This window comes from Streptomyces sp., assembly GCF_031181705.1.
Taxonomy (GTDB): Bacteria; Actinomycetota; Actinomycetes; order Streptomycetales; family Streptomycetaceae; genus Streptomyces.
The window spans coordinates 59,394-73,186 of record NZ_JAPSKN010000001.1 but is presented as its reverse complement, the minus strand read 5'-3'; the positions used below and the strand labels follow the sequence as shown (position 1 = coordinate 73,186).

Sequence of the window (13,793 nt, the reverse complement as noted above, 5' to 3'; positions counted from 1 at the left end):
CCACCTCTTTTCATCATCGACGCAGCTGGGACGAGGTGCGACTCGGCCCCGGATCATGTATGTGTACGTCGTCAGGACGGCTCCGTCCTTCTGCACCCCGAGGAGTCAGCATGGCCAACGGCCGTGGGCCCAGCCAGTCCCGCCGCGCCAGCGACCGCGGCCGCTACGGCCGGCTCAGCCGGGAGCGCGTCCTGGCCAGCGCCCTTGCCCTGGTCGACCGTGAGGGTCTCTCGGCACTCAGCATGCGCCGCCTCGGCGCCGAACTCGGTGTCGAGGCGATGGCGCTCTACCGGTACGCGCCGAACAAGGACGCCCTGCTCGACGGGCTGGTCGAGGCGCTGTATCTGAGCCTGGAGGAGCGGCTGGAGGCCGAGGGCGGCGAGGACTCCGACTGGCGGGCCGGGCTGCACCGCATCGCCCGTACGACCTACGACGTGTGCCTGGCTCACCCCCAGGCGGTGCCGTTGATCGCCACCCGGCTGCTCGCCGTCCCGCTGGCCCGGCGGCCCGCCGCCGTGCTGCGGGATCACGAGCGGGTGCTCGCGTTGCTGCGGCAGGCCGGGTTCGACGAGGCCACCGCCTCCACCGTGTTCCGTGCCTTCACCGCCTGGCTGCTGGGCTACGTGTCCGTGGAGCTGCGCCCCACGGTGGACAATCCTGACGAGACCGATCCGGCCTTCCGTCTCGGTCTGCACCGGCTGTCGCCCAAGGATCTGCCGACCCTGCGGGAGACGGCGGCCTCGCTCGCCGAGCGGGGCGGTCCCGAGGGTCTCGCGGCCGGTCTCGACGCCCTGTTCGACGGCCTCACCGGTGGCGCGTCCCCTTCCGCAGCATCCCGCTGAACGGCGTCTCCGGGCGCTCCAGGCGCTCCCCGTCCAGCGTGATGTCCACGACTTCGTCGAAGAAGGCGAGGCGTCCGCGGATCGCCGCCACGGCGGGCAGCGGGTCGGGGTAGCTCCAGAGGACGTCGGGCGGCACGTCGCCCTCGCCGCGCCAGGACCAGTACGAGGCGGTGCCCTTGTAGGGGCAGCCGGTGCTGTGGTCGGTGGCTTGGAACAGGTCGAGGCGGACGTCCTCGCGGGGGAGGTAGTACCGGGTCGGCAGGGACGTCTCGAAGAGCAGGACCGGGGTGTGGGTGTCCGCGACGAGCCGGCCCTCGATCTCGACTCGGACATGGCGGCTGCTGGACAGCGCGTCCACCCGTTTGTGCGGGTCACGGGGGTGGACGAAGATCTCTTCCTCCTCCTCGTACCAGTGGTCGAGGCCGGTGTCGGCGCGCCGGAACCACTCGAAGGCGATGTGGCCGGCCAGGTCCTCGGCGGGGAAGGTCCAGGCCGCGTTCGCGCGCACCTCGCCGTCGGCGGCCAGGTCGTAGAAGACCCGGGAGCCGGTGTGGGTGCCGGCGGGCGGGTCGGCCGCGGGACGCAGGAGGTCGGTGCGGACGTCCGCACGCGGGAAGGCGTACTGGGGCACGGGCAGGCCGGGCTCCCACACGAGCACCGGGTGGCGGCTGTCGACGACGGTGACGTCGCCCGTGCGGCCGCGCACCCAGCGCTCGCTGGGCTCCCAGGTGAGGCCTTCGGGGGTGGTCCTGAGGGACCGGGCGGCGGGGTGGGCGGGGTGGGTGGCCATGGCCGGTGTCTCCTTCACGCGCAGGAGGTCCGCGAGGGTCCGTGGCCCCGGAGTGGACCGGAGCCCGCACCAGTCGGGGTCCGCAGGTCCGTTCCCCTCCACCGTCCCACGGCTTTCAGTGCGCCGCGTCGAGCCTGGCCCGCTGCTCCTCGGTCAGTTCCAGGTCCACGGCGGCCAGGTTCTCCTCCAGCTGGGCCGGTGTGGAGACCCCGGCGAGCGGGACGATCGGCAGGGCGCCGCCGATCTGCCGGGCGAGGACGACCTGGTTGACCGTCGCGCCGGTCTCGCGGGCCACGTCGCGCAGGGCCGCCAGGCGGGGCGGGGTGCCGGGGTGGTCGAAGTCCGCGGGCAGGCGCTCGGGGCGGCTGTAGGCCCCCCTCAGCAGGGGCGAGTAGGCGACCAGGGTCAGGCCGGGTTCGGCCCGCAGGTAGCTCAGGAGGTCGGGGCCGGCGTGGCCGAGGCTGCCGTCCGGGAAGAGCCCGTCGGGCACGTCGGTGCGGGGGCGCAGGTGGGTGTGCGCGTACTGGAGCACCTCGTAGCCGGGCAGTCCGGCCGCTGCGGCCAGGGCCCGGGCCCGCTCGACGCGCCAGGTGGCGTGGTTGCTGACGCCGAGCAGTCCCACCGTGCCTTCGGCGACGAGGGCGCCGAAGGCCTCGACGGTCTCCTGGAGCGGGACGGTGTGGTCCTCGATGTGCGCGTAGAGCAGGTCGAGCCTCTCCGTGCCGAGCCGCTCGCGGCTGCGCTCCGCCGACTCGCGGATCGCCTTCGCCGACAGGCCCTCGGCGTTGTCGGTGTAGCTGGTGCCCGGGGCGAGGGGGCGGGCGCCGAGTTTGGTCGCGATGACGATCTCGCCGCCGATGCCGCGGCTGCGCCGCCAGCGCCCGAGGAGTTCCTCGCTCTGGCCACCCTGGCCGCCGTCGGCCCAGAAGGCGTAGTTGTCGGACGTGTCGATGAAGGTGCCCCCGGCCTCGGCGTAGCGGTCGAGCAGGGCGAAGGACGTCGCCTCGTCCGTCACGGAGCCGAACAGCATGGCGCCGAGCGCGAGCACGCTCACCTCGCGGCGGGTGTGTGGGTCCGTGCCGATCGTGCGGTACTTCATGGCTGCTCCTCCCGTGCGCGCCCCGGGCCTCGGGGCACGGCACGGGAGTCTTCCTGCTGAAGTGCGCTCCAGGTCAAGGACGCGGGGCGCCCGGGGCGAACGGCCCCTCCAGTGCCGCCCACTGCAGCAGCATGATCGTCTTGGCGTCGGCGATCTCACCGGTGCGGATCATCTCCAGGGCCCGGCGGAAGGGCAGTTCGAGGATCTCGATGTCCTCGCCCTCCTCGCCGAGGCCGCCGCCCTCGTGGGTGCGGGTCGACGGGCCGTAGGCGGCGGCGTAGAAGCTGACGCGTTCGGTGACCGAGCCGGGGCTCATGTAGACGTCGAAGAGGTGCCGGACCTCGCCGATGGTGTGGCCGGTCTCCTCCACGACCTCGCGCCGGACCGCCACCTCCGGGTGCTCGTCCTCCTCGTCGAGCAGACCGCCCGGCGTCTCCACGAGCATGCCGTCGGGGTGCCCGTTGACGTACGCGGGGAAGCGGAACTGGCGGGTGAGCAGGACGGTTTCGCGGGCGGCGTCGTAGAGGAGCATGGTGGCCCCGTTGCCCCGGTCGTGCGTCTCGCGTTCCTGGGTGCTCCAAGTGCCGTCGGCGTGCCGGAAGTCGAAGGTCGTGGTCCGTTCGACGTACCAGTGGCTGGACAGGAGTTTCACGTCGCGGACTCTGACACGGGGGTTGCCGGTGAGGTCCCGGCCGGTGCGGTCGAGTCCGGTGCGGCCCCTGCGGTCGGGCGTGTCGATACCGGCGGTCATCGGGCACCGGCCGGACGGCGGGGCGGAAAGATCGAAAGGGTCATGCCCGCTTCTACCATCCCGGGGCGGCCGGCGGGGGGCGGGGTACCGAGCATGACCTGTCCGGGACCGCCTCTCGCCCCATGAGAAGGGAGACAGTGGGAGCCGCTTCCCGCGCCTGGTGGCGACGGGCCGCGGGGCAGTGGAGGGCGGACAGCGGACGGCGATGATCCGACGCGCCTCACGGGGGGGGGAGGACTCATGGAAGCGGGCCGGGACGCACGCGCCACGCGCTCGTGGCCGGGGCCGGGATCGGCGGGCCGGCCGCCGCTCGCCCTCGGGCGCAACGGGTGTCGCGTGACGGTGCTGGAGCAGGTGGCGGCCCTCGGGGAGGTCGGCGCGGGCATCCAGCTCAGCCTGGACATCACGCTGCGCACCGGGTCGGCGGCGCGGGGCTGCGAGCAGGGGGTGACGCGGGGGGGGACGGCCTCGCCCACGTGCCCCTGTGGTTCCTCGGGAAACCGGCTCCCGGCGTGTACCACCGCCGGCTGGACCAGAAAAAGGCCCTCGCGGGCATCCGCCTGCGAGGACCTTCCGCACCGTCGGGACGACAGGATTTGAACCTGCGACCCCTTGACCCCCAGTCAAGTGCGCTACCAAGCTGCGCCACGTCCCGGTGCGCGCCACCCGCGGTGAGCCGCGTGATCGCGCGAACAGCACTTTACCCCACACCCCTGGCCGCGCCGAAAGCGGCCCGGGCGGGACAATCGGCGTATGGGCAGCACAGGAGAGACGTACTCGGACCGGCCGGGCGGCGCGCGGGACCGCGACACGGAGGGCCGGGCCCGCAACGCCCGGCCGCGGGACGGTCTCGGCCGGCCCCTGCCGTACGGGGCGGACGGTGTGCCCCGGCAGCCGGAGGGCGTGGTCCGCGCGCCCGAGGAGACCGTGACCGAGGCGCAGCGGCTGCTGGACGAGGGGAAACCGTTCCACGCGCACGAGGTCTTCGAGGACGCGTGGAAGGCGGGTCCCGAGGAGGAACGGGAGCTGTGGCGCGGCCTGGCCCAGCTCGCGGTGGGCCTGACGCACGCCGCCCGCGGCAACCTCACCGGGGGCGCCCGGCTGCTGCGGCGCGGTGCGGGCGCGGCCGTGGCGTGGGTCTCGGACTCCGGGCGGGACCGGCCGCACGGCATCGACGTCGAGACCGTCGCCGCCTGGGCTCGGGAACTGGCCGGGGAGGTCGAGCGGGAGGGCCGGGCCGTGGACGCGGCAGCGCGGGCACCCCGACTGCGCGGCGCGGGCGGTTGAACCGGCCGGGACCGGGGGCGGACGGCTGAACCGACCGGTACCGGCAGGGGCGGACGACCGAGCCGACCGGGGCGGGGCGGGGGCCGGGGCCTCTCGGGACACGGCGCGGGACCACCCGCTCGCCCGCGCACCACCCGGGACCTTGACCGACCCGGGACGCGGTGGAGGGCCGCCCCGGCCCGTGCGGCAGACTCGGGGCGTGCGAAAGATTCATGTCATCGGTATCGGCGCGGGCGACCCCGACCAGCTCACCCTCCAGGCGGTCAGGGCGATGCGGAGCACGGACGTGTTCTTCATCCTCGACAAGGGCGAGGTGAAGGCGGACCTCACCGGACTGCGGCGGGACATGCTCGACACGCACGTTCCGCACGGCACCTACCGGGTCGTCGAGGCGCGGGACCCGGAGCGCGACCGGCGCGCCGGCGGTGCCGCCTACTCCCCCGCCGTCGGGGACTGGCGCAGCGCCCGGGCCGACATCTACGAGCGGCTGATCGCCGGGGAACTCGGCGAGGACCAGACCGGCGCGTTCCTGGTGTGGGGCGACCCCTCGCTGTACGACAGCACCCTGGCGATCCTGGAGGAGGTGCTGGAGCGCGGCGCCGTCGCGTTCGCCTACGACGTCGTGCCCGGCATCAGCAGTGTCTCGGCGCTCGTGGCGCGGCACCGCACGGGCCTCAACCGCGTCGCCCGCCCGGTGCAGATCACCACGGGACGGCGGCTCGCGGAGGGCTTCCCGCGGGACGTGGACGACGTGGTGGTGATGCTCGACGCGCACCAGACGTTCCGCCGGTACGCGGACGAGGACGTCGAGATCTACTGGGGCGCCTACATCGGCACCCCGGACGAGATCCTGGTCTCCGGCCCGATCGCCGAGGCCGCTCCCCGCATCGAGCGGCTGCGCGCCGAGGCCCGGGAGCGCAAGGGCTGGATCATGGACACGTATCTGCTGCGCCGCCACCCCCGGGACTGACCCGACCGGGGCGCACGACACCGGGCACCCGTGCGGACGTTCTGGCATGCGCACGTAGCCCACAGGTGTGAAGGTGACGACGTGACCGTCGTGGAGGAAACCGCACCGCCCGCCTCCCAGCCCCCGGTGCTGGACACCCGGCGCCGCAACGTCGTCTTCGTGACGATCACGCTGGGCATGCTGCTCGCGGCGCTCGACCAGACCATCGTCGGCACCGCCCTGCCGACCATCGTGTCGGACCTCGGCGGCGCGGAGCACATGTCGTGGGTGGTCACCTCGTACCTCCTCGCGGAGACCGTCGCGACCGTGCTGGTCGGCAAGTTCGGCGATCTGTTCGGCCGCAAGCTGGTCTTCCAGGTCTCGGCGATCGTGTTCATCACGGGCTCGTTCCTGTGCGGTCTGGCCACGAACATGTCGCTGCTGATCGCCTGGCGGGCGATGCAGGGCATCGGCGCGGGCGGGCTCATGGTCACGTCCATGGCGCTGATCGCGGACGTGATCCCGCTGCGGGAGCGCGGCAAGTACCAGGGCGCGATCGGCGCGGTGTTCGGGGTCGCCACCGTCGTGGGGCCGCTGCTGGGCGGGCTGTTCACCGACCATCTGACCTGGCGCTGGGCGTTCTACGTCAACGTGCCCATCGCGATCGCGGTCGTCGCGGCGGCGGCCCGGACCATTCCGGTGGTCAAGGCGGCAAGCCGGCCCGTCATCGACTACCTGGGCATCGCGCTGGTCGCGGTCGGCGCCGGCGCGCTGATCCTGGCGACGAGTTGGGGCGGCAACGAGTACGCCTGGGGCTCGGGCGTGATCATCGGGCTGTTCGTGGGCGGTGTCGTCGCGCTCGCGCTGTTCTGCCGGGTGGAGGCCCGGGCGCGCGAACCGATGCTGCCCCTGCGGCTGTTCGCCAACCCGGTGTTCACTGTCTGCTCGGTGCTGAGCTTCGTCGTCGGGTTCGCGATGCTCGGCGCGCTGACGTACCTGCCGACCTACCTGCAGTACGTCGACGGCGACTCGGCCACGGTGTCCGGCGTGCGGACGCTGCCGATGGTGGCGGGGCTGCTCATCGCGTCGGTGTTCAGCGGCACCGTGGTCGGCAGGACCGGCCGCTACCGTCTCTTCCCGATCGTCGGCTCGCTGGTGATGGGCCTCGGCCTGTACCTGATGTCCCTGATGGGTCCGGGCACGGGCGCGGGCCTTGAGTCCCTCTACATGTTCGTGCTGGGCACCGGCATCGGGCTGAGCATGCAGGTGCTGACGATCGCGGTGCAGAACACCGTCGACTACGCCGACCTCGGGACCGCCACCTCCGGCGTCACCTTCTTCCGTACGCTGGGCAGTTCGTTCGGCACGGCCGTGTTCGGCACGATCTACACCAACGCGCTGGCGTCCAACCTGCGCGAGGGCCTCGCGGGCGCCGCGCGGGCCGGTGAGGTGGACCCGGCCACCGTCGGCCGGGCGGCGACCAGCCCCGAGGGCGTGCACGAGCTGCCGTCGGCCACGGCGGCGCCGATCGTCGACGCCTACGCGGACACGCTGCAGACCGTGTTCCTGTGGACCGTGCCGGTCGCCGTCCTGGGCTTTGTCGTCGCCCTGTTCCTCAAGCAGGTCCGGCTGCGCGACACCGCGCGGACCGGGTCGACCGATCTGGGCGAGGGGTTCGCCTCGCCGCACGGCGCGGACTCCCGGCGGGTGCTGGAGGCCGCCGTCGGGAAGATCATCGGCGGTACGGACCTGGACACCACGCGCCGGATCGTCGTGGAGTCCGACACCCGGCTGGACGTGGCCGGGGCGTGGGCCGTGATGCAGGTGGAGCTGTTCACGCGCATGGTCGGGCACGCCAGCCTCGGGTTGATCGCCGCGCGGCGCCGGATGCCGCCGGAGGTGCTGCTGCCGGTCTTCGAGCGGATGGTGGAGGAGGGGTTCCTCACCCGCAGCGGCGCGCTGTTCTCCCACACGGAGGCGGGCGCCCGGGAGGCCGCGGTGATCAGCAGGGCCTGGGCGGCGTGGCTGGAGGACCGGCTGGGACGGGACGTCGGCCGCCCCTCGGACAGCGACCTGCGCATCGCGGTCGACGCGATCGCGAAACGGCTGCTGGTGGAGGACCTGAGCCGAGGCCTGCCGGCCAGGCCGGCGAAGTCCCCGGCGACGAGCGCGGCCTGACGCCCCCCAGCGCGCCCCGGACAGCCGAACTGCCGGACAGCCGTACTGCCGGACAGCCGTACTGCCGTACTGCCGGACAGTTGTGCTGCCGTACTGCCGTCACACGGTCCTCAGACCGCCCCGCCGTACCCCAGCCGCTCCAGCACGCTCTCCACGTCGGGGACCGCCGGCACGCCGTCCGGCAGGGGTGGCCGGCCGACCACCACCACCGGCAGCCCGAGGCCCCGCGCCGCGGTCAGCTTGGCCGCCGTGGCCGCTCCCCCGCTGTCCTTGGTCACCAGGACGTCGACGCGGTGTTCCCGCAGCAGGGCCGTCTCGCCGGGCACCGTGAACGGGCCCCGGGCCAGCAGTACGCGCGTGTCGGGCGGCATCGGCGGCTCGGGGGGATCCACCGACCGCACCACGAAGCGCAGTTGGGTCAGGTGCGCGAACGAGGCGAGGCCGAGGCGCCCGGTGGTGAGGAACACCCGGCGGCCCAGACCGGGCAGCAGGTTTGCCGCCGCGTCCAGTGAGGGGACCGGGTGCCAGCGGTCGCCCGGGCCGGGCCGCCACCCCGGGCGGCGCAGCACCACCGTCGGCACCCCGGTGGAAGCCGCGGCCCGTACCGCGTTGGCCGTGATCGACTCCGCGAAGGGATGCGTGGCGTCGACCAGCGCGCTCACCCCTTCCCGCCGCAGCCACCCGGCGAGCCCCTCGGCCCCGCCGAAGCCGCCGAAGCGCACCTCGCCGTCCACCGCGCCCGGCCGTGCCACGCGCCCCGCGAGCGACGTGGTGACGCGGACACCGGGGCGGGCGGACAACGCGGCGGCAAGGGCACGGGCCTCGGCCGTGCCGCCGAGGATCAGGACGTGAGGGGACACGCGTCGAGCGTACGAGGTCCCGTGCGGCGGACGGCGGGGCGGGTGCGGACCCGCGGGCGCGGCCCTGGGTGGTTATGGTCCTGGCATGGAGTCCGTGCGTGCCGTGCTGGTGGACATCGACGGGGTGCTGACCGTCTCGTGGCGGCCGCTGCCCGGCGCCGTCGAGGCGTTGCGGGAGATCCGGGAGGCCGGATACGCGGTCCTGCTGGTGACGAACACGACGTCCCGGACGCGGGCGTCGATCGCCGGGACGCTGGCGGACACGGGGTTCCCGGTGTCCGCCGAGGACGTCCTGACCGCGCCCGCGGCCACCGCCGCCCATCTCGCCGCGCACGCCCCCGGTGCCCGGTGCGCGCTGCTGAACAGCGGTGACATCGCGGCGGACCTGGAGGGGGTGCCGCTCGTCGACCCCGCGGACGGCGATGCCGTGCCGGATGTGGTGCTGCTCGGCGGGGCCGGCCCCGAGTTCGGCTACGAGGCGCTCGACCGGGCCTTCGGGCAGGTGCAGCGCGGGGCGCGGCTGGTGGCGATGCACCGCAACCTGTACTGGCGTACGGCCGAGGGGCTGCGGCTGGACTCGGGCGCCTTCCTGGCGGGTCTGGAGCGGGCGGCGCGGGTGGAGGCCGAGATCACGGGCAAACCGGCCCGGGCGTTCTTCGAGGCGGCCCTCTCCCGGCTCGGCGTCGGCGCGGGCGAGGCCGTGATGGTCGGGGACGACGTCGAGTCCGACGTCCTGGCGGCCCAGCGGGCCGGCATCACCGGGGTCCTCGTGCGGACCGGCAAGTTCCAGCCGGAGGCGCTGGACGCCGCCGACGGTACGCCCGACCACGTGGTCGACTCGTTCGCGGACGTGCCGGCGCTGCTGCGGGACTGGGCGCGAAGGCGGTAGCGCGGGGCTCAGCGCAGCAGGAGCTGCAGTCCACCGACGACGGTCGCGGCGATGACCAGCTGCTCGAACAGCCGTTGGTCGATCTTGCCGACGGCCCACTTGCCGAGCAGCGCGCCGGGCACGACGAACGCCACGAGCGCCAGGTCGAGCAGGAGGGAGCGGCCGTCGATCAGGCCGAGGCCGGCGCTGAAGGGCAGCTTGGAGACGTTGACGATCAGGAAGAAGAACGCCGAGGTGCCGAGGAAGCCGAGCTTGCGGAAGCCGGCCGACAGCAGGTACATCGACATCACGGGCCCGCCCGCATTGGCGACCATGGTGGTGAAGCCGCCCAGCACACCGTAGGAGCGGGCCTTGAGGCGGCCCGGCCGGGTGGTGACCGCCTCCGGCTCCTCCTCCGCGTCCGCCGTACGCCTGCGGTACACCGTCACGGCCGCCATCAGCAGCAGGATCACGCCGATGGAGGTCCGTACGATCGCGTCGTCCGCCCACATCAGGAACACGGTGCCGACGACGACGCCGGCGGCGACCGCGGGGAACAGCCGCCACAGCGTGGGCCAGTGCGCGTGCCGCCGGTAGGTGGCGACCGCGAGCAGGTCCCCGGCGATCAGGACCGGCAGCAGCACGCCGGTGGAGGCCCGGGCCGGCAGCACCGCGGCGAAGATGGCGAGGCTGACGGTGTTGGCCCCGCTCACGGCGGTCTTGGAGAAGCCGACGAGCAGGGCCGCGAAGGCCAGGGCGGCGAACTCCCAGCCGGTGATGTGCCAGAGCGTCATGGTGTTCATGCGAACACCGATGCTATGGGCAACGAACCGGTGCGGTAAGCGGCGTCTCGCCTGATGGGCCCGCCGGTCCGGAGCGGCTCAGGGCCGTTCGACCAGCACCGCGCTGCCCTGCCCGACGCCGACGCACATCGTGGCCAGCCCTCGGGCGGCCCCCGTGCGTCGCATGCGGTGCAGCAGCGTGGTGAGGATGCGGGCGCCGGAGCAGCCCAGGGGGTGGCCGAGGGCGATGGCGCCGCCGCTGGGGTTGACCAGGCCGGGGTCGATGCCGAGCTGGTCGACGCAGGCCAGGGCCTGGGCGGCGAACGCCTCGTTGAACTCGGCCTCCTGCAGGTCGGCGATGTCCCAGCCGGCCCGGGCCAGGACCTTGCGGGTGGCGGGGACCGGGCCGATGCCCATGACGTCGGGGTGGACGCCGGCGGACGCGCCGGCGACGTAGCGGCCGAGGGACTCCAGGCCCAGGTCGTTCAGCGCCTCCTCGCTGACCAGCAGCAGTCCGGCGGCGCCGTCGTTCATCGGGGAGGCGTTGCCGGCGGTGACCGTGCCACCCTGCCGGAAGACCGGCTTCAGCCGGGACAGCTTCTCGTACGAGGTGTCCTCGCGGACGCACTCGTCGGTGTCGACGACCACGCCGTCGGGGCGCTCGACGGGCAGCAGTTCGTCGTCGAAGTGGCCGTTCTTGCGGGCCTCGGCGGCGCGCTGGTGACTGCGCAGGGCGAACTCGTCCTGGCGTTCGCGCGGGATGCCGTACCGGGTGGCGACCTCCTCGGCGGTCTCGCCCATGGACAGCAGGCCGTGCAGGTCCTTCATCGCCGGGTTGACCAGGCGCCAGCCCAGGCGGGTGTCGACGGTCTCGATGCGGTGCGGCAGGGCCTCGTCGGGGCGGGGCAGCACGAAGGGCGCGCGGCTCATCGACTCGGAGCCGCCCGCGACGACGACGTCCGCCTCACCGGCGGCGATGGTGCGGGCGGCCGTGGTCACGGCCTCCAGGCCGGAGGCGCACAGGCGGTTGACGGTGGCGCCGGGGACGGACTCGGGCAGGCCGGCGAGCAGGGCGGCCATGCGGGCGACGTTGCGGTTGTCCTCGCCGGCCTGGTTGGCGGCGCCCCAGTAGACGTCGTCGACGCGGGCCGGGTCCAGCGCGGGCACGTCGGCGACCAGGCCGCGGACGACGGCCGCGGCCAGGTCGTCGGGCCGCACCGAGGAGAGGGATCCCCGCAGTTTGCCGATGGGGGTGCGGCGGGCGGCCGCGAAGTGGACGGGACGCACGAGAGGGCTCCTCACACCGCCAGTTAATTAGCACTGCTAGTTTCGGATAATAGCCCCTTCACCTCCCTCTGGGAAGATTCGGTGGCCGAAAGGGCTCCCGTACGGTGTTCTCGCAGGCCGGGAGCCGGCTGAGCCGGTCTGTCGCGCGTTTGCACCCGTGGGCCCTGGGCACCCGCCCGTTCATGGAGTGGTTGCGGAGCGCCGCCTGCGTGGATGAGGACCCCGAGTTGTTCTTTCCCGTGGCCACCGCGGGCCCGGCCCTGCGCGACGTGACGGCCGCCAAGCGGATCTGCGCGCGCTGCCCGGTGACCGACGACTGCCTGAGCTTCGCGCTCGGCAGTGGTCAGGCATCGGGCGTGTGGGGCGGCACCTGCGAGGAGGAGCGCGACGCACTGCTCCGGACCACGAGGAACGACGCGACAAGGAGAAGCGCCCTATGACGGCTGTGAGGAGCACCCTGCCCGACGACGCCCGCAAGGTCGCCTGCGAGGCACTCCAGGACACCCTGGTCGATCTGCTCGGACTCTCGCTCACCGGGAAGCAGGCGCACTGGAACATCGTCGGACCGCGGTTCCGGTCCATCCACCTGCAGCTGGACGAGGTGGTCGCGGCCGCGCGGAACTTCGCCGACACGGTCGCTGAGCGTTCCGCCGCGCTCGGCGTGCCGCCGGACGGCCGCCCGGAGACCGTCGCCAAGGCCTTCACGCTGCCCGCCCCGAAGGAGGGCTGGGTCCGCGACGAGGACGCCGTGCAGGTGATGGTGGAGGCGCTGCAGGAGGCGATCGGCCGGCTGCGCGGGCGCATCGAGGCGACCGAGACGGCCGACCCGGTCACCCAGGACCTGCTGATCGCCGTCACGGCGGAGCTGGAGAAGCAGCGCTGGATGTTCGACGCCGAGAACTTCCCCCGCGAGAGCTGACCTCCGCGGATCTGGCGCAGAGCACCCGAGGTACGTACGGAAAGGGGCAGGCGATGACCGACGCCCTCGAACGCGACGCGCTGTGGGAGGACTTCCGCCGCGTGGTGAACATGACCTCCCAGGAACTCGCGGCCTGGCTGCGGGTGCGGGACGCCGACGAGGCGACGGAACCGCTTCCAAAGCGGGCGGGGACGCCCACCGGGCAGCACGTCCTGGCGATCCTGCGCAAGCGGCGCACGGACCTGACCGGGGACGACCTGCGCGTGATGCGCGAGGTCGTGGACACCGTCACGGAGCGGGCCGACCTGGAGAACGAGCCGGAGCCCGAGACGACGGCCGGCGACACCCGCCGCCGGCACCGGCTGATGACGCTCGGCCACGATCCGCTGAAGGGCTAGGCGTGGACCGCCGGGAGCGCGTCGCGCACGCGCTCCTCGAGGCGCACGGCAGGACCTTCGCGGACGAGGCGGGCATCCGGCTGAAGGACACGCCGCAGCCCCTGTACCGGCTGCTGGTGCTGTCCCACCTGCTCAGTGCCCGCATTCGCGGTTCCCTCGCGCTGGCCACCGCCCGTGCCCTGCACGAGGCGGGGCTGCGCGATCCGCGCCGCATGGCCCGGTCACCCCGGCGGGACCGGGTGGAAGCACTCGGCCGCGGCGGCTACCGGCGCTACGACGAACGCACCGCCACCCAACTCGGCGACGCCGCCGCACTGCTGAACGAGCGGTGGGGCGGCGATCTGCGGCGCCTGCGCCGGGAGGCGGACGGCGACCCGCCCGAACTGAGGCGTCTGCTGCGGCAGTTCCCCGGCATCGGGCCCGCCGGTGCCGACATCTTCCTGCGCGAGGCGCAGGAGGTCTGGCCGGAGCTGGTCCCCTACCTGGACGCCAAGGCCCTGCAGGGCGCCGAGCGGCTGAACCTGCCGGTGGAACCGGAGCGGCTCGCGGCGCTGGCCGGGAACACCGGCACGGCCGTGCTAGCCGCCGCGCTGGTGCGCGCGGCGGTGGACAGGAAGGTGGCCGAGGACACCCTGCGCCGCACCGGCTGACCGGCCCACGCCGTGCCGGCCCCGGCACCCGGCAACCACCGGCCGCCCACGGTCGGTTCGACGGCGTCGACCGACCCGACGCACAGCAGGAAGCCGACCGCGTCCACCACGTCCGCCACGGTGGCGAGCCGGC

15 protein-coding genes and 1 tRNA gene are annotated in these 13,793 nt (G+C 73.6%); 9 read left to right on the top strand and 7 right to left on the bottom strand.

Annotated elements, in window-relative coordinates; all coding sequences use genetic code 11:
• The first annotated feature begins 110 nt into the window (after positions 1 to 110).
• On the top strand, positions 111 to 842 hold the full coding sequence (locus RIN80_RS00370; protein ID WP_309093393.1) for a TetR/AcrR family transcriptional regulator C-terminal domain-containing protein: 732 nt from the start codon (positions 111 to 113) through the stop codon (positions 840 to 842).
• On the opposite strand, the gene RIN80_RS00365 is transcribed toward RIN80_RS00370, so the two are convergent.
• The 4 genes from RIN80_RS00365 to RIN80_RS00350 form a co-directional block, all read right to left on the bottom strand.
• On the bottom strand, positions 805 to 1,632 hold the full coding sequence (locus tag RIN80_RS00365; protein ID WP_309093392.1) for a DUF427 domain-containing protein: 828 nt from the start codon (positions 1,630 to 1,632) through the stop codon (positions 805 to 807). The two genes, RIN80_RS00370 and RIN80_RS00365, sit on opposite strands and share 38 nt — an antisense overlap.
• A 115-nt stretch (positions 1,633 to 1,747) precedes the next feature.
• A complete protein-coding gene (locus RIN80_RS00360; RefSeq protein WP_309093391.1) occupies positions 1,748 to 2,731 on the bottom strand; it encodes an aldo/keto reductase in 984 nt (327 codons plus the stop codon).
• Positions 2,732 to 2,804: 73 nt separating this feature from the next.
• Positions 2,805 to 3,482, bottom strand: coding sequence for an NUDIX domain-containing protein (locus RIN80_RS00355; protein ID WP_309093390.1), 678 nt, complete (start codon positions 3,480 to 3,482; stop codon positions 2,805 to 2,807).
• Between the two features lie 581 nt (positions 3,483 to 4,063).
• Positions 4,064 to 4,137 (bottom strand) — tRNA-Pro (locus RIN80_RS00350).
• A gap of 98 nt (positions 4,138 to 4,235) precedes the next feature.
• Here RIN80_RS00350 and RIN80_RS00345 point away from each other — a divergent pair.
• The 3 genes from RIN80_RS00345 (at position 4,236) to RIN80_RS00335 (ending at position 7,896) form a co-directional block, all read left to right on the top strand.
• Entirely contained in the window at positions 4,236 to 4,769 is a 534-nt protein-coding gene (locus RIN80_RS00345; RefSeq protein ID WP_309093389.1) for a DUF309 domain-containing protein, read from the top strand.
• A 199-nt stretch (positions 4,770 to 4,968) separates the two neighbouring features.
• A complete protein-coding gene (gene cobF, locus RIN80_RS00340) occupies positions 4,969 to 5,739 on the top strand; it encodes a precorrin-6A synthase (deacetylating) (protein ID WP_309093388.1) in 771 nt (256 codons plus the stop codon).
• An 81-nt stretch (positions 5,740 to 5,820) separates the two neighbouring features.
• Positions 5,821 to 7,896, top strand: a complete 2,076-nt coding sequence (locus RIN80_RS00335) for an MDR family MFS transporter (RefSeq protein WP_309093387.1) — start codon at positions 5,821 to 5,823, stop codon at positions 7,894 to 7,896.
• Between the two features lie 110 nt (positions 7,897 to 8,006).
• Here RIN80_RS00335 and RIN80_RS00330 read toward each other — a convergent pair whose 3' ends face one another.
• Positions 8,007 to 8,756 (bottom strand): cobalt-precorrin-6A reductase, encoded by a 750-nt coding sequence (locus RIN80_RS00330; RefSeq protein WP_309093386.1) that lies wholly within the window; start codon positions 8,754 to 8,756, stop codon positions 8,007 to 8,009.
• Between the two features lie 85 nt (positions 8,757 to 8,841).
• On the opposite strand from RIN80_RS00330, the gene RIN80_RS00325 reads away from it, so the two are divergent.
• A complete protein-coding gene (locus RIN80_RS00325) occupies positions 8,842 to 9,645 on the top strand; it encodes an HAD-IIA family hydrolase (protein ID WP_309093385.1) in 804 nt (267 codons plus the stop codon).
• 8 nt (positions 9,646 to 9,653) lie between these two features.
• Here RIN80_RS00325 and RIN80_RS00320 read toward each other — a convergent pair whose 3' ends face one another.
• Positions 9,654 to 10,427, bottom strand: a complete 774-nt coding sequence (locus tag RIN80_RS00320; protein WP_309093384.1) for a sulfite exporter TauE/SafE family protein — start codon at positions 10,425 to 10,427, stop codon at positions 9,654 to 9,656.
• Positions 10,428 to 10,505: 78 nt separating this feature from the next.
• A complete protein-coding gene (locus RIN80_RS00315; protein ID WP_309093383.1) occupies positions 10,506 to 11,693 on the bottom strand; it encodes a thiolase family protein in 1,188 nt (395 codons plus the stop codon).
• A gap of 182 nt (positions 11,694 to 11,875) precedes the next feature.
• On the opposite strand from RIN80_RS00315, the gene RIN80_RS00310 reads away from it, so the two are divergent.
• Genes RIN80_RS00310 through RIN80_RS00295 form a run of 4 tightly spaced genes read left to right on the top strand, consistent with a single transcriptional unit; the run spans position 11,876 to position 13,660 of the window.
• Positions 11,876 to 12,133 (top strand): WhiB family transcriptional regulator, encoded by a 258-nt coding sequence (locus RIN80_RS00310; RefSeq protein ID WP_309093382.1) that lies wholly within the window; start codon positions 11,876 to 11,878, stop codon positions 12,131 to 12,133.
• Positions 12,130 to 12,612: a DNA starvation/stationary phase protection protein gene (locus RIN80_RS00305; protein ID WP_309093381.1), complete on the top strand. Its 483-nt coding sequence runs from the start codon at positions 12,130 to 12,132 to the stop codon at positions 12,610 to 12,612. Before RIN80_RS00310 ends, RIN80_RS00305 begins: the two co-directional genes overlap by 4 nt.
• Before the next feature lie 53 nt (positions 12,613 to 12,665).
• Positions 12,666 to 13,010: a DUF3140 domain-containing protein gene (locus RIN80_RS00300; RefSeq protein ID WP_309093380.1), complete on the top strand. Its 345-nt coding sequence runs from the start codon at positions 12,666 to 12,668 to the stop codon at positions 13,008 to 13,010.
• A 2-nt stretch (positions 13,011 to 13,012) separates the two neighbouring features.
• Entirely contained in the window at positions 13,013 to 13,660 is a 648-nt protein-coding gene (locus RIN80_RS00295; protein ID WP_309093379.1) for an endonuclease, read from the top strand.
• The last annotated feature ends 133 nt before the right edge of the window (positions 13,661 to 13,793 follow it).

Bases quoted from the DNA above. Each gene is read 5' to 3' on its own strand.
- RIN80_RS00360 (WP_309093391.1), bottom strand. From the start codon at position 2,731: ATGAAGTACCGCACGATCGGCACGGACCCACACACCCGCCGCGAGGTG.
- RIN80_RS00345 (WP_309093389.1), top strand. From the start codon at position 4,236: ATGGGCAGCACAGGAGAGACGTACTCGGACCGGCCGGGCGGCGCGCGG.
- RIN80_RS00325 (WP_309093385.1), top strand. From the start codon at position 8,842: ATGGAGTCCGTGCGTGCCGTGCTGGTGGACATCGACGGGGTGCTGACC.
- RIN80_RS00300 (WP_309093380.1), top strand. From the start codon at position 12,666: ATGACCGACGCCCTCGAACGCGACGCGCTGTGGGAGGACTTCCGCCGC.
- RIN80_RS00365 (WP_309093392.1), bottom strand. From the start codon at position 1,632: ATGGCCACCCACCCCGCCCACCCCGCCGCCCGGTCCCTCAGGACCACC.
- RIN80_RS00305 (WP_309093381.1), top strand. From the start codon at position 12,130: ATGACGGCTGTGAGGAGCACCCTGCCCGACGACGCCCGCAAGGTCGCC.
- RIN80_RS00310 (WP_309093382.1), top strand. From the start codon at position 11,876: ATGGAGTGGTTGCGGAGCGCCGCCTGCGTGGATGAGGACCCCGAGTTG.
- RIN80_RS00320 (WP_309093384.1), bottom strand. From the start codon at position 10,427: ATGAACACCATGACGCTCTGGCACATCACCGGCTGGGAGTTCGCCGCC.
- RIN80_RS00370 (WP_309093393.1), top strand. From the start codon at position 111: ATGGCCAACGGCCGTGGGCCCAGCCAGTCCCGCCGCGCCAGCGACCGC.
- RIN80_RS00355 (WP_309093390.1), bottom strand. From the start codon at position 3,482: ATGACCGCCGGTATCGACACGCCCGACCGCAGGGGCCGCACCGGACTC.